Source organism: [Zimmermannella] alba NBRC 15616, assembly GCF_001570905.1.
In the GTDB taxonomy this organism is placed as follows: domain Bacteria; phylum Actinomycetota; class Actinomycetes; order Actinomycetales; family Microbacteriaceae; genus Pseudoclavibacter; species Pseudoclavibacter albus.
The window spans coordinates 121,777-144,160 of sequence record NZ_BCSO01000002.1 but is presented as its reverse complement, the minus strand read 5'-3'; the positions used below and the strand labels follow the sequence as shown (position 1 = coordinate 144,160).

22 protein-coding genes and 1 tRNA gene are annotated in these 22,384 nt (G+C 65.9%); 8 read left to right on the top strand and 15 right to left on the bottom strand.

What is annotated here, in order from left to right; all coding sequences use genetic code 11:
* The first annotated feature begins 55 nt into the window (after window positions 1-55).
* Window positions 56-856, top strand: coding sequence for a sugar phosphate isomerase/epimerase family protein (locus ZAL01S_RS03295; RefSeq protein ID WP_066079692.1), 801 nt, complete (start codon window positions 56-58; stop codon window positions 854-856).
* Here the strand turns inward: ZAL01S_RS03295 and ZAL01S_RS03290 are convergent, their stop codons facing one another.
* From ZAL01S_RS03290 to ZAL01S_RS03280, 3 genes are read right to left on the bottom strand one after another with little or no spacing between them, the layout of a single operon-like run.
* Window positions 857-3,145 carry a YhgE/Pip domain-containing protein gene (locus ZAL01S_RS03290; RefSeq protein WP_066079689.1) on the bottom strand — a complete coding sequence of 763 codons (2,289 nt, stop codon included), beginning with the start codon at window positions 3,143-3,145 and terminating at the stop codon, window positions 857-859.
* A complete protein-coding gene (locus ZAL01S_RS03285; RefSeq protein WP_066079686.1) occupies window positions 3,142-6,045 on the bottom strand; it encodes an MMPL family transporter in 2,904 nt (967 codons plus the stop codon). Before ZAL01S_RS03285 ends, ZAL01S_RS03290 begins: the two co-directional genes overlap by 4 nt.
* A gap of 2 nt (window positions 6,046-6,047) precedes the next feature.
* Complete coding sequence (locus ZAL01S_RS03280; protein WP_066079683.1) at window positions 6,048-6,626, bottom strand: TetR/AcrR family transcriptional regulator; 579 nt, start codon at window positions 6,624-6,626, stop codon at window positions 6,048-6,050.
* 121 nt (window positions 6,627-6,747) lie between these two features.
* On the opposite strand from ZAL01S_RS03280, the gene ZAL01S_RS10235 reads away from it, so the two are divergent.
* Both ZAL01S_RS10235 and ZAL01S_RS03275 read left to right on the top strand, forming a co-directional pair.
* On the top strand, window positions 6,748-6,984 hold the full coding sequence (locus ZAL01S_RS10235) for a hypothetical protein (RefSeq protein WP_159421561.1): 237 nt from the start codon (window positions 6,748-6,750) through the stop codon (window positions 6,982-6,984).
* A 157-nt stretch (window positions 6,985-7,141) separates the two neighbouring features.
* A complete protein-coding gene (locus ZAL01S_RS03275; RefSeq protein ID WP_066079680.1) occupies window positions 7,142-7,828 on the top strand; it encodes a hypothetical protein in 687 nt (228 codons plus the stop codon).
* Between the two features lie 57 nt (window positions 7,829-7,885).
* Here the strand turns inward: ZAL01S_RS03275 and ZAL01S_RS03270 are convergent, their stop codons facing one another.
* Complete coding sequence (locus ZAL01S_RS03270; RefSeq protein WP_066079678.1) at window positions 7,886-8,620, bottom strand: vitamin K epoxide reductase family protein; 735 nt, start codon at window positions 8,618-8,620, stop codon at window positions 7,886-7,888.
* Window positions 8,621-8,641: 21 nt separating this feature from the next.
* Window positions 8,642-9,475, bottom strand: a complete 834-nt coding sequence (locus ZAL01S_RS03265; RefSeq protein ID WP_066079675.1) for a DsbA family protein — start codon at window positions 9,473-9,475, stop codon at window positions 8,642-8,644.
* 210 nt (window positions 9,476-9,685) lie between these two features.
* On the opposite strand from ZAL01S_RS03265, the gene ZAL01S_RS03260 reads away from it, so the two are divergent.
* Window positions 9,686-10,990 (top strand): MFS transporter, encoded by a 1,305-nt coding sequence (locus tag ZAL01S_RS03260; protein WP_244875314.1) that lies wholly within the window; start codon window positions 9,686-9,688, stop codon window positions 10,988-10,990.
* Window positions 10,991-11,035: 45 nt separating this feature from the next.
* On the opposite strand, the gene ZAL01S_RS03255 is transcribed toward ZAL01S_RS03260, so the two are convergent.
* From ZAL01S_RS03255 to ZAL01S_RS03235, 5 genes are all read right to left on the bottom strand, one after another.
* Complete coding sequence (locus ZAL01S_RS03255) at window positions 11,036-12,337, bottom strand: D-arabinono-1,4-lactone oxidase (RefSeq protein WP_066079672.1); 1,302 nt, start codon at window positions 12,335-12,337, stop codon at window positions 11,036-11,038.
* Between the two features lie 30 nt (window positions 12,338-12,367).
* On the bottom strand, window positions 12,368-12,658 hold the full coding sequence (locus ZAL01S_RS03250) for a TetR/AcrR family transcriptional regulator (protein ID WP_066079669.1): 291 nt from the start codon (window positions 12,656-12,658) through the stop codon (window positions 12,368-12,370).
* Between the two features lie 104 nt (window positions 12,659-12,762).
* Window positions 12,763-13,086 (bottom strand): hypothetical protein, encoded by a 324-nt coding sequence (locus ZAL01S_RS03245; RefSeq protein WP_066079665.1) that lies wholly within the window; start codon window positions 13,084-13,086, stop codon window positions 12,763-12,765.
* A 61-nt stretch (window positions 13,087-13,147) separates the two neighbouring features.
* Entirely contained in the window at window positions 13,148-14,563 is a 1,416-nt protein-coding gene (locus tag ZAL01S_RS03240) for an alanine/glycine:cation symporter family protein (protein ID WP_066079662.1), read from the bottom strand.
* A 166-nt stretch (window positions 14,564-14,729) separates the two neighbouring features.
* Window positions 14,730-14,802 (bottom strand) — tRNA-Lys (locus ZAL01S_RS03235).
* 136 nt (window positions 14,803-14,938) lie between these two features.
* On the opposite strand from ZAL01S_RS03235, the gene bcp reads away from it, so the two are divergent.
* Together bcp and ZAL01S_RS03225 are read left to right on the top strand one after the other, a co-directional pair.
* Window positions 14,939-15,415 (top strand): thioredoxin-dependent thiol peroxidase, encoded by a 477-nt coding sequence (gene bcp / locus ZAL01S_RS03230; protein ID WP_066079658.1) that lies wholly within the window; start codon window positions 14,939-14,941, stop codon window positions 15,413-15,415.
* Window positions 15,416-15,426: 11 nt separating this feature from the next.
* Entirely contained in the window at window positions 15,427-16,746 is a 1,320-nt protein-coding gene (locus ZAL01S_RS03225; protein ID WP_159421560.1) for an acyltransferase family protein, read from the top strand.
* A 6-nt stretch (window positions 16,747-16,752) separates the two neighbouring features.
* Here the strand turns inward: ZAL01S_RS03225 and ZAL01S_RS03220 are convergent, their stop codons facing one another.
* Window positions 16,753-17,196 carry a hypothetical protein gene (locus ZAL01S_RS03220; protein WP_066079652.1) on the bottom strand — a complete coding sequence of 148 codons (444 nt, stop codon included), beginning with the start codon at window positions 17,194-17,196 and terminating at the stop codon, window positions 16,753-16,755.
* A 197-nt stretch (window positions 17,197-17,393) separates the two neighbouring features.
* On the opposite strand from ZAL01S_RS03220, the gene ZAL01S_RS03215 reads away from it, so the two are divergent.
* Window positions 17,394-17,642, top strand: a complete 249-nt coding sequence (locus ZAL01S_RS03215) for a WhiB family transcriptional regulator (RefSeq protein ID WP_066079649.1) — start codon at window positions 17,394-17,396, stop codon at window positions 17,640-17,642.
* Window positions 17,643-17,747: 105 nt separating this feature from the next.
* Here the strand turns inward: ZAL01S_RS03215 and ZAL01S_RS03210 are convergent, their stop codons facing one another.
* Genes ZAL01S_RS03210 through ZAL01S_RS03200 form a run of 3 tightly spaced genes read right to left on the bottom strand, consistent with a single transcriptional unit; the run spans window position 17,748 to window position 21,328 of the window.
* Window positions 17,748-19,274 (bottom strand): sensor histidine kinase, encoded by a 1,527-nt coding sequence (locus ZAL01S_RS03210; RefSeq protein ID WP_066079646.1) that lies wholly within the window; start codon window positions 19,272-19,274, stop codon window positions 17,748-17,750.
* Window positions 19,275-19,283: 9 nt separating this feature from the next.
* A complete protein-coding gene (locus ZAL01S_RS03205; protein ID WP_066079643.1) occupies window positions 19,284-20,690 on the bottom strand; it encodes a P-loop NTPase family protein in 1,407 nt (468 codons plus the stop codon).
* Window positions 20,690-21,328 (bottom strand): SAF domain-containing protein, encoded by a 639-nt coding sequence (locus ZAL01S_RS03200; protein WP_066079640.1) that lies wholly within the window; start codon window positions 21,326-21,328, stop codon window positions 20,690-20,692. The genes ZAL01S_RS03205 and ZAL01S_RS03200 overlap by 1 nt, the downstream gene beginning before the upstream one ends.
* 115 nt (window positions 21,329-21,443) lie before the next feature.
* Here ZAL01S_RS03200 and ZAL01S_RS03195 point away from each other — a divergent pair, with 115 nt between their 5' ends.
* Window positions 21,444-21,734 (top strand): helix-turn-helix domain-containing protein, encoded by a 291-nt coding sequence (locus ZAL01S_RS03195; protein ID WP_244875313.1) that lies wholly within the window; start codon window positions 21,444-21,446, stop codon window positions 21,732-21,734.
* A gap of 23 nt (window positions 21,735-21,757) precedes the next feature.
* On the opposite strand, the gene ZAL01S_RS03190 is transcribed toward ZAL01S_RS03195, so the two are convergent.
* Window positions 21,758-22,360 carry a hypothetical protein gene (locus tag ZAL01S_RS03190; protein WP_159421559.1) on the bottom strand — a complete coding sequence of 201 codons (603 nt, stop codon included), beginning with the start codon at window positions 22,358-22,360 and terminating at the stop codon, window positions 21,758-21,760.
* Window positions 22,361-22,384: the final 24 nt, after the last annotated feature.

The following is a 22,384-nucleotide window of genomic DNA, read 5'->3' as shown; positions in this document are numbered from 1 at the left end:
GGTGTATCGAGACCACTAGCTGCGGTGGATCACCTGGCGCGGTACCGTCAGAGGCGTGATCCGTATTGGCCTCTCCAACTCCTCCGTCTTCCCAAAGTCCATCGAGACATGTTTCCGTCTCGCCGCGGAGGCGGGCTTTGACGGCGTCGAGACAATGGTCTCGACCGATGCCGTGAGCCGAGATGCCGCGCAGCTCGAGGCACTCGCCACGAAGTACGACATCCCCGTTCTCTCGATCCACGCCCCAGTGCTCCTCGTGAGCCAATTCGTCTGGGGCCGCGACCAGGCTGTGAAGCTTCGTCGGACTGCGGAGCTTGCCGCGGACCTCGGTGCCGAAACCGTCGTCGTCCACCCGCCGTTCCGCTGGCAGAAAGGCTACGCGGAGCGCTTTCTTGACACCGTCCGCGAGATCCACCACGACACAGGCATCACGATGGCCGTCGAGAACATGTTCCCGTGGACGGTGCAGGGCCAACCGTTGAAGGCGTATCTGCCGGGCACCGACCCCACCGAGATGGACTGCGACGCGATCTGCCTCGATTTTTCCCACGCGGCACTCTCAGGTCAGAGCGCGCTCGAGATGGCCAAGCGTGCCGGCCCACGGCTCCGCCACGTCCACCTGTGCGACGGCCAGGGCCCGGACGAGAGCGGCAAGATGTTCGACGAGCACCTCTTGCCCGGCCACGGCGGCCAGCCGGTTGCCGAGACCCTCGAGTGGCTGCGTGAGGGAGCGTGGGACGGCTTGGTCGTTGCCGAGGTGAAGACCCACCGCGCAAAGAGTGAGGCGGAACGGCTCGGGATGCTGCTGGAAACGGTCGAGTTTGCCCGCGAGCACCTCGGCCTCGCCGCACACTAGCTATCGCGCGCCGAGCTCCTCATAGAGCTCACTCACGCGCCGGTTGGCGTGCTCGGAGCTCTCGGACGGCGTCGAAGGCCGCCAGCTCTCATCGTCGAAGCCAGGCTCAGCATCCGGCGACGCCCCGCCAGTACCAATGCCGACCCTGGGGCTCGTGTCCCCGTCACCGACCGTCGAACGGCCCTGGCGAAGCTGCAAGGCCCACATGGCGGCAGCGGCTGAGAGCAGGGCCCACACGAGGACGCCAACGAGGCTCGGCCCCCAGCTCGCGAGCGCCCCACCAGCTGCCATCGCCTGCAGTGTCTTCGCGGCGAGCGCGATGGGCGCGAACGGTTCGAGCGTCGCCGCGAGCGGGAGTTTCAGCTCAAGCGGCATGAAGCCGCGGGTCACGAGCAATTGCGCGCTAATGAGTCCGATCGTGGCGATCGCACCAATGCGACGACCCCAGAGGGCGATGCTGGCGAGCGCGAGCGCGCTGGCAGTCGCGAGCACTGCGAACGACACCAGAATGCTTGCCGGAATCATGATCGGCGGCCAGCCCATGACGAGGTGCGCGACCGTCACGAGCACGCCGCCAGCGATGGCACCAGGCCCGCCGAGTCGCAGGAGGGCACGCCGCACAATGCGTCCACGGGATGCCGTCGAGCGGAGTTCTTCGCCGGGCAGGATGCGGCGGATGAGGCCCGCGACGAGCACGCTGAGCCAGAGGGTCCCGGGGATGACGGTTGCCGCGATCACGGCCGGGAAGCCGGGGTCGTGCTGAGCCGTGACAGTACTGGCGACGGGATGCGCGACGAGGCTCGCGAAGCGCTCCGGGTCCTTGATCGCGTTCTTCGCCCGATCCGCACCGCTCTGCAGGCCATCCGCGAGCGACCCCGCACCTTCAGCGAGCTTGTCGGCGCCGTCTGCGAGTTGCGTGGCACCGTCCGAGGCTTGCCGTTGCCCGTCTGCGAGTTGGGTGATGCCCACACTGAGGTCGCGGCCGCCGCTCACGAGCGCATCCCCGCCGTCGGCGAAGGTTTCAGCACCATCGGCGAGGGCGTCACCACCGGAGGCGAGCGTCGTGGAGCCGTCAATGAGCCGCCCGCTTGCATCTCGAAGTTGGCTCGCGCCGTCTGTGAACTGGGTGATCTTGTCGGCGATACCGTTGAGGCCGCCCGCGGCGCGCAGCGTGTCCGAGATGCGTTGACGCTTCGTCTCGAGGGCGTCGACGGCGTCATCCGCTTGCTGCCAGTCAACGTCGATTCCAGCAAGGGAGGTGCGGCAGCGGTCTTGTTCGCTCTGCGACGGCAGGCTCTGACAGAACGCCTCGATTGTGGCGGCAGGGTCGTCACCCATCGTGTCGCGGCTTGTGCGGTACGCCGTGATCGCGTCCTGCAACAGCTGATCGGCTTCTGTCGCGAGCGCATCCGCCTGGCCCAACTCGTCGATGCTGTCGCCGTAGGTGTCGCCGAGGTCGGCGACGGGTGAGACGAATTGCTGCACGCCGCTCGCGTACTCCCGCACGCCATTTGCGTATTCACCAACGCCGTCGGTGTACTCCCGCGTCCCGCTCGCGAGCGAGTCCGCCCCGGCGACGTACCGTTCGACGCCGTCGACGTACTGATCGGTGCCGGTCGCGGCAGCGTCGGCACCGTCAGCGAGCTGCGATTGCCCCGAAGCGAGCTTGTCGAGCCCGTTCCCGAGCTGATTCGCGCCAGTTTCAAGCTTGCGTGCCCCGTCGGCGGCCTGCTGGAGGGCGGCGCCCGTGTCATCCATACCGTCGACGATGCCGCCGATGATCTGCTCGCTGAGCATCGTCCCAAATTGCGCCGTGATCGCGCCGTGGAGGGCTTGAGTTGCTGCTCCCGCTGCCCAGTCGTGCTGCTGCGAGGTTGTGATGCTCACGCGCGCTTGCACCGGGTTACCGCCGCCAAAGCTCGCGACGGAGGCCGAGAAGTCCTTCGGGATGCGGAGCACGACATAGGCGCTCCCGTCCTCGAGCGCCTTCGCAGCCTCGTCCTCGTTCGCAAGCCGCCAGTCGAAGCCCGTCGGCTGCTCGGGATCCGTGAGTCGGCTCACGACGAGGCGGCCCGCAACCACCGGGGTGGTCCTGCCGTCGGGAAGGGTCTGTTCGACCATCTCGTCGCTGTTCACGATGAGCGCCGGAATCGCCATGGTCCGGTCCTCGACACCGGCATGGCCGAGAAGCCAGGCGCCCGCGATGAGGAGCGGCATGAGCACGGCAATGAGGACGTCGCGACGGTGACGCAGCACTCGCGGCATCGTGCGTGCGGTCGTGTTCGTCATGATGCGAACTCCTCGTGATACATGGTGGTGGTTCGGGACTGGGATGAGCGGCGTACCAGCCGCGCGACCGCTCTGCCGTGCCGAGGCCCCTGTGCAAGCTCGCCGAGTAGGGCATCTCGCGCGACGATGACCAGGCTCACGCCAGCGGGGGCGAGCATCCCGAGCGCGTCAATGAGGATGTCAGCGTCACGGTTTCCGGCGCGCGGCGCAATGAGCTGACCGAGGTCAATGGCGAGCACCTCGGCACCTTCCGCGAGCGCGGCCACCGCGTTGACGAGTGCTTGTGTGAGCGGGTCGAGACTCACCATGGTCTGCTCGATGAGAGGCGTCGGCACCTCGTGGCCAAAGCTCACGAGTAGCCGTTCGAGGCGGCTGACCGCGGCGGCGAGTTCGTCCCGACCGAGCGCTGTCGCACGCCCCGTGCCGAGTTCCGCGTGGAGGGCAAGGAGGTTACCGACGCTTGTCGAGACCACTCGTTCGTGAGGCACGGCGTTCGTAATGAGCGCAACGTGTTCACGCAGGTGGTGCTGTGCCGCGGGCCCAGCAAGCGAGTGAATGGCGAGTCGCCCGTGTTCGATACTGCGCGTGCCGCGGAGGACGTCGAGGAACCGCGTGGCGTCATCCTGTTCGGCAGGAACGAGGAGAATCCCGCCACGCGGAACACTGCCGTCGTAGCTGACGCCGCCAATCTTCACACCTTCGATGTGGATCCCCTCAATCTGGTCTGCGTGCCACGCCTCGGCCGCGTGCTGGCGGAGCAGCCCCGTGCCTTCAATGTCGAGCTCAGGGAGGAACTTCGCAAGGCGGCGAGGGATGCGCCAGGCGAAGCGGCCAAAGAGCACCATAAGTGCCGGGACGAGCGTCATGCGCACGAGGAAGGCATCCGCGGCGACCCCGACGGCGAGGCCGAGCGCGATGGTCTTGATGACGCCGGCGCCCTCCGGCACGAAGGCGCCGAACACGAAGATCATGATGAGTGCCGCAGCTGTCACCACACGCGAGCCGTGCACGAATCCGTGCTGGACCGCCTCTCGTGGCGTCTTCCCCGCGACGGCTGCTTCGCGCATCCCCGAGACGAGGAAGACCTCGTAGTCCATCGCGAGACCGAACACGATCGCGAGCAAGAGGATCGGCATGAAGCTGATGATGGGGCCGGGCACGATGCCGAGGAGATCCGCACACCATCCCCATTGGAAGATCGCGACCGTGGCACCGAAGGCGGCGAGCACCGAGAGGAGGAAACTCAGCGCCGCCTTGAGCGGGACGAGGATCGAGCGGAACACCATCATGAGCAGCACGAAGGAGATGCCGACCACGACGAGGGCGAACGGGATGAGCGCCTGATTGAGTCGGTCGGAGACGTCGATGGCGACGGCGGTGGCGCCGGTCACCGACAGCGTCATCCCGGTGTCCTGGGCGACAGTGTCCCCGAGCGCGCGGATGCGTTGCACCGTCTCGAGGGTGCGCGGGTCGTCCGGTGCCGTCGTCGGGTTCACTTGCAGGATCGCGGAATCGACCGTGGGGTTTGGGAGTGCGTCGCCCGTGGAGCGCACACCATCAATGCCTCGGACGAGATCACGCACGTGGTCGAGGTCCTGCATAAGGGTGTCATTGCTCGCCTGGGTGATGTCGAGCATGACGAGCAGTGGGCCGTTTTGGCCAGGGCCCCAGTGCTCGGCAAGGAGGTCGTTCGCGTCGCGCGCGGTCGTCCCCTGCGGCTGGCTCGCCGCACTCGGCAGGGCGAGGTGGAGGCTCGCGGCCGGGATGGCGATCGTGCCGAGCACAAGGACGACTCCGAGCACGGCAAGGATGGGATGCGCGGTGACGCCGTTCACCCAGGCGCGGGCCATGCGGTGGGGTTCGCGGGCACGCTTCGTGGCACGCGTCCGTGGTCGCAGCCGCTCTCCGGCAAGCCCGAACAGCGCGGGCAGCAGCGTCACGGCAACCGCCATTGCTGCGAGCACGGCGATGGCCGAGGCGATCCCCATGACCGAGAGGAAGGGGATGCCGACGATGATGAGCCCGAGGAGGGCGACCATGACGGTGAGCCCAGCGAAGACGACGGCACCGCCGGCTGTGCCCGTCGCGGTCGCCGCAGCGTCCGCAACGCGTGCGCCTCGGGCCAGCTCTGTGCGGTGCCGTGAGACGAGGAAGAGCGAGTAGTCGATGCCGACGGCGAGGCCGATCATGACGGCAAGCATGGGGGTGGCCTGCGAAATGTCGGCGAACCGGGCGGCGAGGAGGATGCCGCCCATTGTCACGCCGACACCGGTGATGGCCGTCACAAGCGGCATACCCGCTGCAAGCACGGAGCCGAGCGTGATGACGAGGACAGCGCCAGCAACGAGCACACCGAGCGCCTCGGTGATGGTGATGCCGTACTCGAGCTCCTGGAAAGGCTGGCCACCGAACTCGATGCGATATCCCTTCGCCTCCATGGCGGGGGCGGTCGCTTTCACGGCCTCGAGCGTGGCGTCCGGGATTTCTGGCGTCGGGACGTCGAATTGGAGGGCGATGATCGCGGCCTGGCCGTCGAGCGAGACACCGTCCGTGGCGTATTTGTTGAAGGGCGAGACCGCCTGCGCCACACCTGGCACCGCGCCAAGCTCTTCGCTCAGCGCCTCCAGCTCGTCCCGCACCGGCCCTGAGGCTACCGATTGGCCCTCAGGCGGAACGACGACGACTTGCGCCGACCCCCCAGCCACTTGTGGGAACACCGAGGCGAGCCGGTCGAGCGCCTCCTGCGATTGCGTCCCGGGAATCTCGAACGCCTCCCGGAGCTGGCCGCCCGCGGCCACGCCGCCACCGAGCAGCGCACCCAGCAGCAGGATCCAGGCGATGAGCACCCGCCAAGCATGGCCAGCGGCCCAACGGCCGACGCGCGCCAAGGTGAGGCCCACGACTACGCTCCCCCGCCGAGCAGCTCGAGCACGAGCGGACGCAGCATGACGAGCAGCTCCTCCTCGCTGAGCTGGTCATCCGCGAGACTCGTCGAGCTGAATGGTCCGGCCAAGGCAAAAGCGACACCGCCGAGCACGATGTGTGTGCGCAGCGTGGAGCGTGGGTCCTGCCGCCATTCGTTGAGCACGAGCGCGAGCTGTTCGCTGCTCTGGTGAAGCGAGGCGAGGACTTCGGAGGGGAGCTCTGCAAGGCTATTGAGGACGACGTAGGCCTCAAGCCGGTGTCCAACGATCGTGTCCACGAGCAGTTCGACGGCCCGAAGGCTCTTCGCCTTCGGCGACTCATCGGCGGCCCCAGCGGCCACAAGATCAGCGACGCCCGCCAAGCGTTCAAGGGCAGGCTCGAGCGCCGCAACGACGAGGCCAGACTTGCTCCCGAAGTGGTAGAGCACGTTCGATTTCGTGCATCCGGCAGCATCGGCGACGGCCTGCACCGTCATCCCCTTCACCCCAAGTCGGACGAGCGTTTCGAGGGCGATGCGGCGAAGTTCCGCGACCGAGTCACTGCGTTCAAGAGCCATAGCAACCAGGCTAGCTGACCACTTGGTCAGGCACTTACCGTTCGGTCAAATTTCAGGGGAAGCTACAAGCTGTCCGAGCGACTCCAGGGGTTGTTTCAGATGCCGTCGGTAGCATCAGGCCATGCGCAAATTCATCACCAGCGGGGCCATGATCTCCTCGGTCATGAGCTTCTTCACGACGCTTCGCCAGACCAAAACCCAGCGCCGCCGCTGGAAGACCATCCTCATGTGGATCTCGTGGGCACTGTCCGTCGCGATCGCCGTTGCCGCTGTGCTTGACGAGCGCGATGAAGAGCGCGAGAAGGAAATCGAACGCGGTTACGGCCTTGACAACAGCTCGCGCTCGTCGCGTAAGTAACGCTCGACAACAGCTCGCGTTCGTCACGCAAGCAACACCAGTCACAAGCTGAGACACCCCCGTTGGCCCGCACGGCGTGTCTCGGAAAACCGCCTCAACCAGGGCTTCACACTGGACGTGTCGCGAGGAAATTCCACGCGCGGAGAAAGGGGATGCCGTGTTCGGATGGTTCCGCAAGCGCGCACAGGCCGATAAATTGAACGGCCCGAGCGAGCCCCTCGCCGCCCCCACCCCAAAAACCCCCGTCGACCACTCCGCCCCGGAACAGAGTGAGCCAGTGAACGCCCACGTTCCCGGTCAGTCGGAGCAGGACGAGCGTGACCTCCACGAGATCGCCCCAACCCCGGGCGAAATCGTCCTCGCCGCGCCGAGTTCGACTCCGTCGATGCCGCTTGGCGAGCACCCGAACATCCTCGGTGTCATCGAAGACGACACGACGGGGGCTCCGCGCCTGCTCGACCCAGACGCAGCGCTCAGTGAGGCCACCCGCGAACAGCTCGCGATGCTCCTCACCGACCTCTTCGGTGCCCGCGGCCGCTACCGCCTCGAATGGCGCCCGAACCGCGAGCCGGGCGACGACGCCATGTTCGCAGAGACGATGGTCGCTGATCTCGTCCGCCGCATCCAGAACACGATCGCCGAGACCGCCGAGCTTGAGGCATCCCCGAACGCCCGCCGCCGCGAGCTGCGTTCGCCCCGCGCTCCCCGCCAGCTCACAGCTGACGACGACGAGGAGCGCGAACGAGCGCTCGATGCGTTTCTGAAGCCCGCGCCAAGCGACGCCGAACTCCTCGAGGCCCTTACCCCGAACAGCGCCGCCGAGCAGGCCCGCCGCCGCGCCTAGCTCCACGCACAGCAGCGGCCCGACATCCAGATGGATGCCGGGCCGCTTCCGCGTTCGCTACGCGAAGGTCAAAGCAATGACTTCGCGGAGCCCCACCACGATGTAGACGATGAGCAGGATGTCCCAGAGAGCCACGAAGGCACCCCACCAACGAGAGAGCCGTTCTGCTCGGGCCGCGATCTTCGACCCGTAGTAGCCCTGGATGCTGTTAAAGAACGTCACGGCAACCACGAGCGGAATCGTCGCGAACCAGATGATCATGCACCAGAGGCACAGACGCTGAAGCTCTTCGACGGAGTACCACTGCAGGTAGGTGATGAGCGCGGCAGCGAAGATGACGCCGCACTGCATCCCGATCCAGTACCAGCGGCGCATGCGCGCGCCAGCCCAGATGGCCATCGCCGTCGTGACACAGACCGCGAAGGCGGGGAAACCGAAGATGAGGTTCGGGAAGCCGAACACTCGGCCAGCGTCCGAAAGCATGGCGGGGCCACAGGTGATGAACGGGTTGATGTCGCACACGAGCGACTCGGCCGGGTTCTCGAACTTATGGAAGGACTCCACGGTGAGGATGCCGGTTGCGATGATGCCGATGATGCCCGAGATGAGGAGCATCCAGGCGAAGCGCGACTGGCGCGTGAAGATCACGGGGATGCGCTTGCCTGCCTTGGCGGCAGCAATTTCAGCTTCGAGCTCGGCGAGCTCCGCCTGGTCGGCGAAGTGACCCTGATCGACCTCAGCCCCGTCGACGTCAGGCGTTTCGGGCGCTGAGCTACTGGGGGACGTGGTCACGTCGTTGACAGCTTTCCGAGGCTAGGCAGCCGGAGCTGCGGCAGGCGTCGGAACAGCCGAGACGTCGCCGCCGTTGGCACCGACGAGGGCGATGAGACCGGCAGCATCCGGGAGCTGTTCCTGCATCTGGCCATTCACGGCGAGGCTCGGGGTGCCCTTGAGCTTGGCGTCACGAGCAACCTGCGTGTTCGACTCAACCTTCGAACGGTAGGTGCCGTTGGCCGTCTCGGTGATGATGTCGGCGTTCGTGACGCCAAGGCCCGAGAGGTGCTGTGCGTAATCGTTCGCCGTCCAGTTCATCTGCTCCTGGGCAGGGATGTCGAGCAGGCCGTCCATCACCGAGTAGAAGAGCTCCGGCTGGTGCGCCATCACTGCCAGCAGTGCGGCTGCGGCTTCCTTACCGTACGGTGCAACGATGTTGACGGGGCGGTAGTTGATCTTGGCCTGGCCCGAGACAATGAGGTCCTTCATCGTCGGGTCCATGACGGTGTGGTAGTCGATGCAGTGGGGGCACGAGAAGTCGAACCAATAGTCGAGCGTGACCGGAGCTTCGGGCTTGCCGACCATGATGGCGACACCATCCTCACTCATCGAGATCGGAACCTCGGTCTGCTTGCCGTCGCTCCCCATGACGGCAACGTTGCCCGAGCCCGCGACGGTGGCAGCCTTCGGGCCAAACCACTTCGGGCCGAAGACGACCATGACGACAATGAGAGCGACAACGGCGACCGCGAGGGTGCTCAGGCCAATCGTCGTCACGAGGCGCTTGCGCTTGGCCTCAGCTTCTTGCTTGCGGCGGATTTCGTTCGCCTCTTCGCGAAGACGACGAATGTGCTCGCGATCCTTAGTCGCCATGGGGTGTTCTCCATCAGTGGTGGGGATTGTTGTCTCTGCAACCAGTTTCAGTGCGGAGACGCAGTGCAACGATCTTACGTCCCGCGTGTTCACGCTTTCGAGGGTTCTCTGCAGAAATGACGGCCCAGGCGCGCCATCCCGACCGCATCCACCGGCGCTTGTCAGGAGGGCACGAGTAGCATGGTCCCTCGAACTCAGGGAGGATACAGCGTGTCGACAGTGTTCCGCTCCCTCCGAGAACGGAACTACCTCATCTGGTTCCTCGGGTCCCTCGCGTCGAACATCGGCACGTGGATGCAGCGCACCGCACAGAGCTGGATCGTGCTCACCGACCTCACGAACCACGACGCAACGGCTCTCGGAGTGGTGATTTCGCTCCAGTTTGGCCCACAGCTCGTGCTTGCACCTATGGCCGGGGTGTTTGCCGACCGGATGTCCAAGCGCAAGCTCCTCATTTGGACGCAGCTGGCGTTGGGGCTCCTCGCCCTCGGACTCGGCATCCTCGTGACCGCGGATCTCGCCGAGCTCTGGCACGTGTATGCCTTCGCGCTCGGCCTCGGCATTGTCGCGGCGCTTGATGCGCCCGCTCGTCAGGCCTTCGTCTCCGAGATCGTCGATACAGAACTTCTCTCCAATGCGATCGCACTCAACTCGACGTCCTTCAACGGTGCACGCCTGGTCGGGCCGGCCGTTGCCGGTGTCCTCACGGTCGTGATTGGCGCGGGTCCGGTCATCCTCGTCAACGCGGCAACCTTTGCTCTGCAGATCGTGGCGCTCCTCATGATGCGCCGCAGCGAACTCCTCCCTGCTCCCCCGGCCGGCCGCGGTCGCGGGCAGATTCGAGAGGGCATCGCCTACGTCTCGAAGCGACCCGACATCATCGCGGTGCTCGTGGCGGTGTTCCTGCTCGGCACCTTTGGCTTCAACTTCCCCGTCTTCCTCGCGACGATGGCAACGACAGAGTTCCATCACAACGCCGATGGCTTCGGTCTCCTCAACTCGATCCTCGCCATTGGTTCCCTCTCAGGTGCGCTCATGTCGGCCCGGCGCGAACGCGCCCGGATGCGGGTGCTTCTCATCTCGTGCCTGCTCTTTGGCGTCGCGATGCTCGTGTCGGCTGCCGCACCCGACTTTTGGACGTACGCGATCGCTAATGTCGCGGTCGGATTCTTTGCGCTCACCGCGATGACGACGGCGAACGCGCTCGTGCAGGGATCGGTCGAGCCGACCATGCGCGGACGCGTCATGTCGCTCTACATGGCGATCTTCCTGGGCGGCACGCCGCTTGGTGCTCCGCTCCTCGGCCTCGCTGTGTCGGCACTCGGGCCGCGGGCCACGGTTGCACTCGGCGGTCTCTCAGGCGTGATTGCCGCGATCCTCGCCTTCCTCATCCTGCGCAAGGCCGGCATTTTTGCCTGGCGTGACGCGGCGCGAATGTGGAGTCCCTCAGCACCGGCGACGGGCATCATCACGATCAGCGACATTCCCGACCCGCGTACCGAAGAGCAAAACTAGCTCCCGACCGAAAGCGCGCTGCGGCCGTGGACGCAGCGCGCTTGCCTACTCGCCGAGGACCCGCTCCAAGTACGGGTTCGTGAACATGAGGTTCGGGTCAAGGCGGTGGCGCACCGAGAGGAAGTCGCCAAAGCGAGGCAACACGTAGGCGATTTCTTCTGCGCGCAGCGTGTGCGCACCCGCCCAGTGTGGCAGGCCCTCGTAGTCGATGAAGATCTCTTCGGCACAGGCAAAGTAGGCGCCCGAGTTCATCGAGCTCGGCATGCGAACCGAGATGTTGCCGACTTCTCGTCCGTAGCTCTGCGCGAGGTATGCATCGTCCGGGGCTGTGGTCGTCACGAGCACTTCGCTCGGCACAGCAAGGCGCTGACGCTCAATGGCTCGGTCGAGTTCGCGGAGCACAGCGCCCGTTGCCGCGATCGGGACGGAGTATTCGAGCGTGCTGACCGGCACTTCGGGACGGGATGCGAGCGCTGCCTGCGGCTCACCCTCGAGCATGCGCGAGGTGTTGAAGACGTTCGCGAGCCGGTTGAGGGTGGGCACAAGTGCCGGAACGACGCGGCCGACGCCGATGCGCAGCTGCGAGCGGAAGTCCTGACCGGATGCCGTGACCTTGCCCGGGCGAATCGCACCAGACGCCTGGTGCGGCACGTGCATGGCTCGGGTCACCGCGATGCGTCCGGTATGGGGGCGCCACGACGCCTGCACGTGGTGGGCGCCTGCCATCCGCTCTTCAAGCTTGTCGGTGAAGGCGAGGAAGTTTTCGAGCCGCTCGGTGACCTTCGCCGTGTAGGCGGGCACGACACGGAAGGTGAGTTCGGTCATGATGCCGAGCGCGCCGAGGTTGATGCGGGCTGCTGACCAGAGTTCAGCGTTCTTGCGTGCGCTCACGGTGATGAGTTCGCCGGTGCCGGTGACGAGCTTCATCTCGGTGAGGAACGAGGAGATCGGGCCATAGCCGTGTCCCCATCCGTGGCCGCCGGTCGCGATAATGCCACCGAGGGTGACGTCAACATTGCGCGTCGAGCTCTCGAAGGCGAGCCCCACGTCTTCGAGCGCCGCCATAGCTTCACCGAGCGTGGTGCCCGGGAGGAAGGTCGCAAGTCCCGCTTCCGCGTCAACACGGACGAGACCGCGAAGCGCGGTCACGTCGACGGCAATCTCGGGCGAGACCGCGATGCCGGATGCGGAGAAGCCGTTGCCGACGGGGCGCACACGGCTTCCGTGCGCGAGCGCGTCGCGGATGATGGCCTGCGTAGCCTTAACGTCAGCGGGGCGCTCGATGCGGCTCGGGTCCGCCTCGACCGTCTTGCTCCAGTTTCGCCAGGCCGAACGTCGAGACTTCATCGCGCATCGCTCCTTATGGGTCGGGACGATTCAGATTAGCTGGTCAAGATCAGTGATTCGTCCTTCGAGGATGTCTTGGGGCGATGTCGTCAAGGATCGCGTGGAGTTCCGCCCGTTGACGATCTGCGTCGACATGAGCTTGAGCGTTGCCGCAATGAGTTCCTGGCGCGAAGCGAACACGTAGTGGAGTGATGCGAGCGGCATGTTCGCTTCGGCAGCGATTGTTCGCGTCGTGGTCTCCGTGTAGCCGTCCCGCTCGATGACGCGAATACTCGCGTCAAGGAGCGCTTTTCGCCGCTCTTCGACGGGGAGTCGGGTCATCGTCGTGCTTTCCTGCAGGGCGTCTGGGCTGGCGGAGGCGGTTGGCATCCGCGCCATCACGCGTGGATGTCAGCGTGAACGGCGAGCCGAGACCGCGGCGAGTGCTAGTGAGGCTTGTCGGCAAGCAGGTAGGCCGCGAGCGCCGAAGCACCCGTCACAGCGGCAACCGAAGGCCAAGCACCAATCTTCTTGGCGAGCGGGTGCGAGAGACCGAAGGCGGCGAGGTACCCAGCACCGAGGCCAGCAGCGGTCGCGGGGCCGCGCTTGGCGAGCCAGCTGCGGCCAGCGAAGAGTCCGGCGGCGCCGAGCAGCACACCACCGAGCGGACGGATTCCGGTTTCGCGAGCCACCAGGTATCCGCCGACGAGTCCGAGCGCCACGATGGGTGCGGTTTCTACGTCGCGGGCATCACGCATCTCGAGGTCCATGGTTTGAGTGTACGCGCCACGGCATCCACCACGTATACATCGATTCAGCACCGACGGTGAACTACTCGTGTCGCTCGTGTCCCTGCATGAACACGTCGATCTCGCGGTTCGATGCGGTGAGCTTCGGGTCGTGGTCGAGGTAGTGCTTGGTTTCACGAGTGATCAGCCCTGAAAGCAGGATGAGACCAATGAGATTCGGGAGCGCCATGAGCCCGTTCATGATGTCGGCGAAGGTCCACACGATCTCTAGCGGCACCGTGGCGCCGACGAACACCACGAGGGTGAAGATGAGGCGGTAGACGTAGCCCCACTTCACGCCGCCAAGGCGCTCCACACATCGTTCGCCGTAGTAGGCCCATCCGAGTACGGTCGAGAACGCAAAGAACACGATCGAGATGGCAACAATCCAGCCGCCGAATTCGCCCGGCAGCACCTCCCGGAACGCGTCGGCGGTCATCGTGTCGGCCGCATCCTTGCCGCCGGTCCACACGCCCGAAGAAATGACGATGAGGCCGGTGAAGGTCACGACAATGAGCGTGTCAATGAAGGTCTGCGTCATCGACACGAGACCCTGGCGGACAGGGTGGCTCGTCTGTGCGGCAGCCGCTGCAATCGCGGCGGACCCCATGCCGGATTCGTTCGAGAAGATGCCTCGTGCCACGCCCATTTGCAGCATGATGAGGAAGGTCGAGCCGATGAAGCCGCCCGCGGCCGCGCTGCCGGTGAAGGCCTGCGTGAAGATCGCGGCGATGGCGCCCGGGAGGGCAGGGCCGTTGAGCATGAGGACGACGGTGCCCGCAACGATGTAGAGACCGATCATGATCGGCACAAATCCAGCGGTCACCTTGCCGATGGCCGAGATACCGCCGAGGAGGACGAGCCCGGTGAGCACCATGAGCACGATGCCCGTGATGATGGGGTCGACGTTGAAGGTGTCGTGCAGCTGCGCGGAGACTGCGTTCGCCTGGGTCATGTTGCCGATGCCGAAGCTCGCAAGCACGGCGAAGATCGCAAACCAGAGCGAGAGGAAGGTGCCGAAGCGTCCGCCGATGCCTCGCTTGAGGTAGTACTGGGGGCCGCCCGACATCTTGCCGGCGGCGTCGCGCGTGCGGAAACGCACACCGAGGAAGGCTTCGGCGTACTTGGAGGCCATGCCGACCAGGCCCGTCATCCACATCCAGAACAGCGCCCCCGGGCCACCCACCGCAATGGCGGTCGCGACACCGACGATGTTGCCAACGCCGACGGTCGCGGCGAGAGCCGTCGTCAGGGCCTGGTACTGCGAGATGTCACCGGAATCGGTGTCATCGGAGCGTTGGAGGAGTCCAAGGCGAAGCGCTGGGCCGAGCTTGCGCAGCTGAACGGCGCGAAGTCGGATCGAGAGGAGGAGACCAGTTCCCAGCAGGAGCGGGATGAGCAGCCAGGGACCCCAGACGAAATCGTCAATGGCTTTCAGGGCAGCAGCGATGGTCTCCATTGGAAAATGGTAGCCCGAGCGAGGCTGAGCCCCTGTCACGCCTGGGCCAACTGGCCTGGTCAGGCAGAGTGGAGGCGACGGTCTCCTCGGGATGCTCACGATGCAAACGCTGCGCAGCAACGACGAAACCCCGTTTCCTCGGTAAGAGGAAACGGGGTTTCTCTCGTACACCCCCTCGGACTCGAACCGAGAACCCGCTGATTAAGAGTCAGCTGCTCTGCCAATTGAGCTAGAGGTGCATATCGCTTGTCGCGACCGATGAAGCTTAACGCCAATCCGTGAACAAGTGCAAGTCCTGCACCAAGGTTGCGCTTCTCGGCGTGTCGCGGATGCACGGCACAATAGAGACACCATTTCGATCCGAAGGAGCACCGCATGACGACGCCAATCCGCCTCGAAGCTGGCACGCCCGCCCCGAGCTTTACGCTCCCCAACCAGCACGGCACGCCCGTCTCCCTCGAATCCTTCCGCGGTCGCCCCGTCATCCTCTACACCTACCCGCAGGCCATGACGCCGGGTTGCACCACCGAATCCTGCGACTTCCGCGATGCCCGCGAGCGCCTCATGGAGGCGGGCTATGAGCTCGTCGGCCTCTCGAGCGATGCACCGGGCAAGAACGCCGACTTCGACGACGCCGAGCGCCTCGGGTTCACGCTCCTCTCGGACGAGGACCACACTGTCCAGACCGCCTACGGCGCCTACGGTGAGCGCAACAAGTACGGCCGCATCGCCGTCGGCCCGATCCGTTCGACCTTCATCATCAACGCGGATGGCATCCTCGAGCACGCTCTCTACAACGTGCGCGCAACCGGCCACGTCGCCCGCATCCTCAAGCTGCTCGAGCTCGACTAGCGCACGCTGCCGTGAGCGCCGCCGCATCGCCTGCGCCCACCTCGCCCAGCGAGCGAATGCCCGCCGGACGCGATCTCTCCGTCGACCTCGCGCGGGCCCTGTGCCTGCCGTTTGTCGTCCTCCTGCACGCCCTCCAGATGGGTGTCGGTGGTGATCCTCTCCGGGCAAGCAACGCACTCGCCGACAACGAGGTGCTCGCCTGGGGCACGTGGGCCTTCATGATCATGCCCACCTTCTTCATCGCGGGCGGCTTCGCGAACACGCTGAGTTGGCGGCGCATGCGCGAGCGGGGAGAGGGATGGGGCGACTACATCCGGTCCCGCGCACTCCGGCTGCTCCTGCCAACCGCACTCGCGATCGCCGCGATCTTCGCGTGCACGGCAGCCCTCACGGCAGGCGGCATGGATGCGGAGCTCTTGCGCACGGTCGGGGTTCGTCTCGCGGAGCCACTGTGGTTCATCCCGATCTATGCGGCTTGCTCGTTCTGCATCCCGCTCATGACGCGCCTCTACGACCGTTCCCCTGCAGGCGTGCTCGTCACACTCGTCGGCGTCACCGCCGTCGTGGATGCGGCGGTTCGACTGGGGCTCCCCTGGCTTGCACCGTTGAATTGGCTCGCCGTGTGGCTCGTGGCGCAGCAACTCGGTGCGACCCTCGGCGACGGGACGACACAGCGGCTTGGTCCTGTGCGGCTCGGGCTCGTCGCAGCGGGGAGCTACACGGGCATGCTCGCGCTCTGGCACTTCGGCGGGTACTCGAACGACATGCTCGACAACCTCAACCCGCCGACACTCATGATCCTGGGCCTCACGCTCGCGCAGTGGAGCACCTTTGCCCTCGCGCAGCCTGCCCTTCGAAAGCTCATGCAGCGCCCGTCGATGCTCGCGGTCATCGCAGTGCTCGGCATGCGCGGTATGCGGCTCTATCTCTGGCACACCTTTGCAATGCTCGTGCTCATCGCAGCTCAGCTCGTGCTCGGTCTGCCGTTCCCGGAGCCTGGCAGCGGCGAATGGTGGAGCACTCGCTGGCTGTGGCTCGCGAGCCTCATCGTGCTGCTCGTCGTCATCTGTTGCATCCCTACGCGTGGCGTGGATCTCTCGAAGACCGCCCGGCGCGGGCACATGCACCCGGCAGAGGCAGTCGTCGCTGGCATCATGGGCGCAGCCGGTGTCGCGGTCGTGCTCCTCGGCGGCTATCTCCCGCTCGGCCGCGCGGCGATCGGACTCGGGATGCTCGCAGGAGCCGTGACGTGGCTCCTCAGCGGGGGCCTTGCGTTCACCGCCGCGTCGCCGTTCACGCGCACCAGCGGCGATGCCGCCAGCACGCCGTGATCGCGGCTAGTCGCCGTGGTCGAGGGTGCGCGCCGTGGACGGCAGCACGGCAAACACGATGCCGAGGATGCAGAGGACCCCGACGACCCAGCCAAGCCAGCTCACAATATTGCCGGTCGCGAAGAGGTAGGCGGCAGCAAGCAGGAGCACCTGCCAGGTGATCGCAGCACCGCGCACCCACGACGAACGACGGAAGGCGGCGCGCGTCGTGATGGCAAGGAGGACGAGGCCAATGACGAGCAGGACGAACAGCGCGATCGAACTCATGAGGTTTGCGCTCGGCACCGAGAACAGCTCGACGAGGTAGAAGCCCACGACGGCACCCATGATGATCGTTTCGACGAGGAGCACGGTGGCAAGCAAGCCGAGCGTGCCCGCCGGAACCATCATCGGCGTCCGCATGATCTCGCGGATGTTGCCGTCTGAAGGGGACGTTCGCCGCGGGTCCATCGCATCCTCTCGTAGAAAACTCTTGTCATGTGAGCGTGCCTGTGGCACTATTTTTCTCCAAGTAGAGATAACTCGCGACAGACGAACCCTCATTGAAATGTAGGCCGTCACGATGCGATTAGCTGGGAATTCGCCGAGTTGAGCTGAGCCTCACCAGGGGCTCCACTGCGTGGAATCCACGCGAGAAGGAGCGAGAAATGGATTGGCGCGATAGCGCGGCCTGCCTCAATGCAGACCCTGAGCTGTTCTTCCCCGTGGGTAACACGGGTCCGGCCGTCGAGCAGATCGACGCTGCCAAGTCAGTGTGCGCTTCCTGCCGCGTCACCGAAACCTGCCTTCAGTACGCGCTCGACACGAACCAGGACTCCGGAGTCTGGGGCGGCCTGTCGGAAGACGAGCGTCGTGCCCTCAAGCGCCGCGCTGCCCGCGCTCGCCGCGCGTCATAGTCGACGCGCAGCATCCCTCGCCCCGGCCCGCCACCCCGCGTGCCGGGGCGAATCGTATCCAGGCAACGTTTGCCGCCATCCAGCTGAAGGCTGGACACCGGAGAGCTAGTCGAAGGCCTTGTGCTGCACTTCGGCCGCTTCGAGGTCGGCGTTCCAACGGCGAGGAATGGACAGTTCGACGCGGGTGCCCTCGCCGATTTCGGAGTGCCACTCGATCGTGCCGCCGAGTTCACCCTCCACGAGCGTGCGGATGATCTGGGTGCCAAGGCCTGATCCGATGCGCCCGGGAGCAAAGCCGCACCCGGTGTCGCGCACTTCCACGTCGAGGCCTTCGCTGCCGCGCTTCACCTCGACCACGACTTCACCGTCCTGACCTTCGAGGCCGTGCTCGACCGCATTGGTAACAAGTTCGGTGAGGGCTAGTGCAAGCGGGGTCGCGTATTCGCTCGGCAGCGTGCCGAATTCGCCTTCGACTCGCGGGCGAACGTGCGTGTTGTGCGAGCTCGAGACTTCAGCGATGAGCCTCAGCACACGGTTAAACACCTCATCGAAAGCGACCATCTGGCTGAAGCCACCAGCAAGGGTGTCGTGCACGACAGCGATGGAGGCGACGCGGCGCATCGCCTGTGTGAGCGACTCGCGAGCTTCATCAGAGCGCGAACGGCGGGCCTGGATACGAAGCAGCGCCGCGACCGTCTGCAGATTGTTCTTCACACGGTGGTGGATCTCGCGGATCGTCGCATCCTTCGTGAGGAGTTCCTGCTCCTGGTGGCGTACATCCGAGGTGTCGCGGCAGATGACCACGGCACCGATGCGGACGCCCTCATCGCTCAGTGGCAGGGCGCGCATCGTGACTGTGGTGTCCCCAACCTCAATGTCGGTTGTCCAGGGTGCACGTCCCGTCACGACGAGCGGTGTCGCTTCGTCCACAGTGACGCGGTCTTGCACGAGCATCGAGACGACTTCGACGAGCGACTCCCCCTCGAGTTCGCCACCGAAGCCGAGCTTGTTCATGGCGCTCAGCGCGTTCGCGCTCGCAAAGGTGACGATGCCTTCCGGGTCAAGTCGAATGAGGCCGTCCGAGGCGCGGGGCGCACCGCGACGCTCAACCGAGGGAGCCTCAAGGTCTGGGAAGTCGCCGGCCACGATCATGTCGAAGAGGTCCTCCGCGCACTCGCGAAAGGTCACCTCCTGGCGGGTGCGGCCGCGGCTTCCGGCGAGGTTCGTGTGCCGCGTGATGACGGCAACCGCCACGCGCTCACTTTCACCGTTCGCCTCGACCACGCGCCGGTTCACGGGTGTGACGGCGAGCTGCGCCGGCAGCTCGTCGAACCAGTCGGGCTGACGGGAGTGCACGGTCTCGCCGCGCTCGAGCGCCGTCTCAACTTCCACGCGCCACTGGTCGCGCAGGTGCTGGCCGAGCAGGTCGCGGTAGAAGAGCGTCGGGGCGCTCGAGGGGCGCGTCTGCGCGATCGCCATGAGCTTGCCGTCCCGGTCGGGCATCCAGAGGACGAGGTCGGCGCAGTCGAGGTCAGCAAGCAGCTGCAGGTCGCGGCTGAGTGCATCCAGCCACGCGCGATCTCCGGGCTCGAGGTGGTCTCGAATCTCGGCAGGCGTCGTCGGAGTGCTCACCGCTTCAGTCTAGGAGCGAAGCGCCACACTTCGGCGACCGCTTCGCCCTACCGGGCTTGGGATGCCAAGGCGATCCGGCAGCTGTCGAAGCGCCTTCGCCATACCCGAGCGGGGGCTCGCGACCGTGACCGGGGCTTGCGCGGCGATCGCTCGGTCGGCTGCTGCGGCGTCGAACGGCACGAGGAGCGCACGCTCGATCCCACCAAATCTCGTGAGCACTTCTTCGATCTGACTCGCCTGACCAAAGCCCTGCGCCCCGGTGCGCACACCGTTCGCAACCACCTCGATGGGGCAGGCACCAACGAGCTCGCGCAGATCGAGCCGGGCTCGCAAGAAGCGCTGCAGGCTCACGGCATCCGCACCCGTCACCGCAACGACAGCGCTCGCCAACTCGAGGCACGCAAAGGCGGACGCGTTTCGACGCGGTGCCATGAGGTCGCTCGCAATCTCATCATCCGATTCGAGCGAGAAGCCAAGGTCGATGACAACAAGGTCGGCAAGTTCTCGGCAGAGCTTCACGGTCGCGAGCACGCGTTCGCGCGAAAGTTCGGGCCAGCGCGAGGGGTTCGGGATGCCGGTGAGGACGCGGAACGATCCAGGCCCAGTGCCGTAGTGCGCCGCGACGCGGTCAAGCTCTGCCGGGGTGAGCGAGCGCGAGGCAGCGAGTCGGCAGGCTGCAGCAAAGCCGGGAGCTTCATCCACGATGCCGAGCGCGGGGGCGACCGCTCCCCCATACGAGTCAGCATCAATGAGGATGACTCGTTCACCCCGCTGCGCCGCCTCCGCCGCGAGCGCGATGGCGACCGTCGTGCGCCCCGGCGAACCGTGCGGACCCCAGACCGGGACGACGCGGCCTCCCGCCGACGGTGTGGGCGAAGGCTCCTCGACCTCAACCGCTCGGGCCTTCGATCCGCGAGCACCGAATCGGAGGCCGCGGCCCTGCTCGCGAGCTCGGCGCGCTCGACGACCCTCAGGCTGCGGCTCGGCTGCGGCGGGGCGCTCCTCAAGCTTGGGATGAGCCGTCGAATCCGGGGTGTTGCTGGATGCGACGCCCTGCAGCGTCCAGGATGCGTGACTGGATGCCGTGCCGCGCAGGGCCGCTTCCGCCTCCGCCCACGTCGCATTCGCATCGACGGTTTCGAGGAGTCCGAGTGCCCGCGCGTTTTTGAGGTCAAGCTCGTGGCTCACGACACCAACCGGTCGGACGCCCGCCCGTTCGCAGCAGGCGAGGCTCTCGCGGGTGAGGGTGTCAGGCGCCGCGGACATGACGCACACGTCTGGCCGCAGCCGCTCGCAGGCGTCAATCACGCCGCTCGACCCGGCGACGCGGTCCACAACGGTGTGCCCTTCAGCGATGATCCCCTCGATGAGGCCCGCTTCAATGTCGAACTCGACCGCCAGGAGAATGTCGGCCATTAGTTGACCCCCGTGTAGAGCGGCACGAGCGAAAGGCGCGCGTCCTGCCCCTGTGCTTCGAGCACTGCCGCGACCGTTGCACGCGGCACCCGAAGCTCAACCTCTTGCTTGCCGAGGCCCGCGATCATCGACTCGTCCTGCGTGACACGGATCACGGTCGCATCCTCGACGAGCACACGCGGCGAGACATCCTTCTTGCCCGTTGTCGCCTTCGGGCTCGCCCAAAGTTCGACCGTGGCACCCGCGACGGCTGCGGCGGGAAGGCTTCCTTCTACCGAGACGATGACGGTCGCCCGATCAGTGTCGGGCGCACCGAGCGCCTCGCGCGGGACGAGTTCACCCGCACCGATCGTGCGCGTCGCGACCGCACCCTCGCTCGGCAGCTCGCCCTCGCGCAGATAGCTGCCGCTCACCTGGCCAAGCTGCACCTCGACCGCCTCGAGCATGGACGCATCGACCGCTTCACCGGCCGTGAGCGGCGCCGTCGCCCGATATACCCGGATGCTCTGATGCCCGAAGTGCAGCACCGCGAGCACACCCACGACCGACAGCGCCACAAGCACAAGCCCAATCATGGTGCGTGCCGACAGCGCCCGCATGAACCCGCGCGAGGCAGGTTTCGTCACGTCCTCAAACATGGTTCCTCTTTCCCACTCCCCGTGAACGCGATGATTCTGGCCTATGAATCGAACACGTGCAGAAAGTTATCCACAGGCGTGCGCATTCCTCGGAAAAGGTGCCCATAATCGAGGCATGTCTTCACTCGGTCACGGCGCTGGCATGCCGCAGTTCCTCACGATCGCCGACGTGGCCGAAATCATGAAGTGTTCGGTCGACGAGGTCATGGCCGTCGTGCACTCCGGAGAGCTGCATGCCATCCGCATCGGCGCGAACGGCGCGTGGCGGGTCGACACCGAGGTGCTCATGGCGTTCATCGACGACCAGTACGAGGCGCAGCGCCGTCACGCCGCGTTCCAGGAGGCTGAATTCTCGGACGTCCCCGAGATCGGCGTAGGGCGCTGGGCTGGCAAGAGCATCTTCTAGCCGAACATGCACAGCCGCCTGCGTTACGCCGGCAGCACCCGGATCAAGCGAAGCTGCTCGAACGGCACGATCCGGTATCCCTGCACGGAACGCTCACGACGGGGCGAGCTCGCCAGGTGCACGGCGAGGTCAAGGTGGTCCTTCGCAACGCGATCAATCGTCCCGTTGTAGCTGCCAAGCGCGGTCCACAGCTGCACCGTGCGGCGCTTGCGGGCAAGATCCCGCAGCACAAACGCGAGGCCGAGCCGATCCGCGAGTTCCCCTGCTCGGCTCAGTTCGAGTGTGGCAAGGGATGCTTCGAGCTGCCCGCGCGTGAGCGTGAGCGCGCTGATCCCCGCGAGCGGCACGATGACCTCGCTCGCGCGGCCCATCTCGCTGAGGAACTCCCCCGCAATCCAGTCTCGGCCGAAGGCGGTGGGTCGGATGGTCTGCGCGTGATTGCCGTCGAGTTCGATGACGAGGCCAACGCGCGCCTCGGGATCTTCAGCGAGTGCTCGGATCCGGTCTTTTACCGTGAGCCGGCTCAGGCGCAGGCGCTCTTCTTCGATGCGCTGCAGCTCAGCCTCGTCTTCGAGGCCGCGCTCAAGCTGCGCACCAAGATCGTCGAAGAGCTCATCCCATCCCACGGGCACCACGCTAACCCGCGCCAA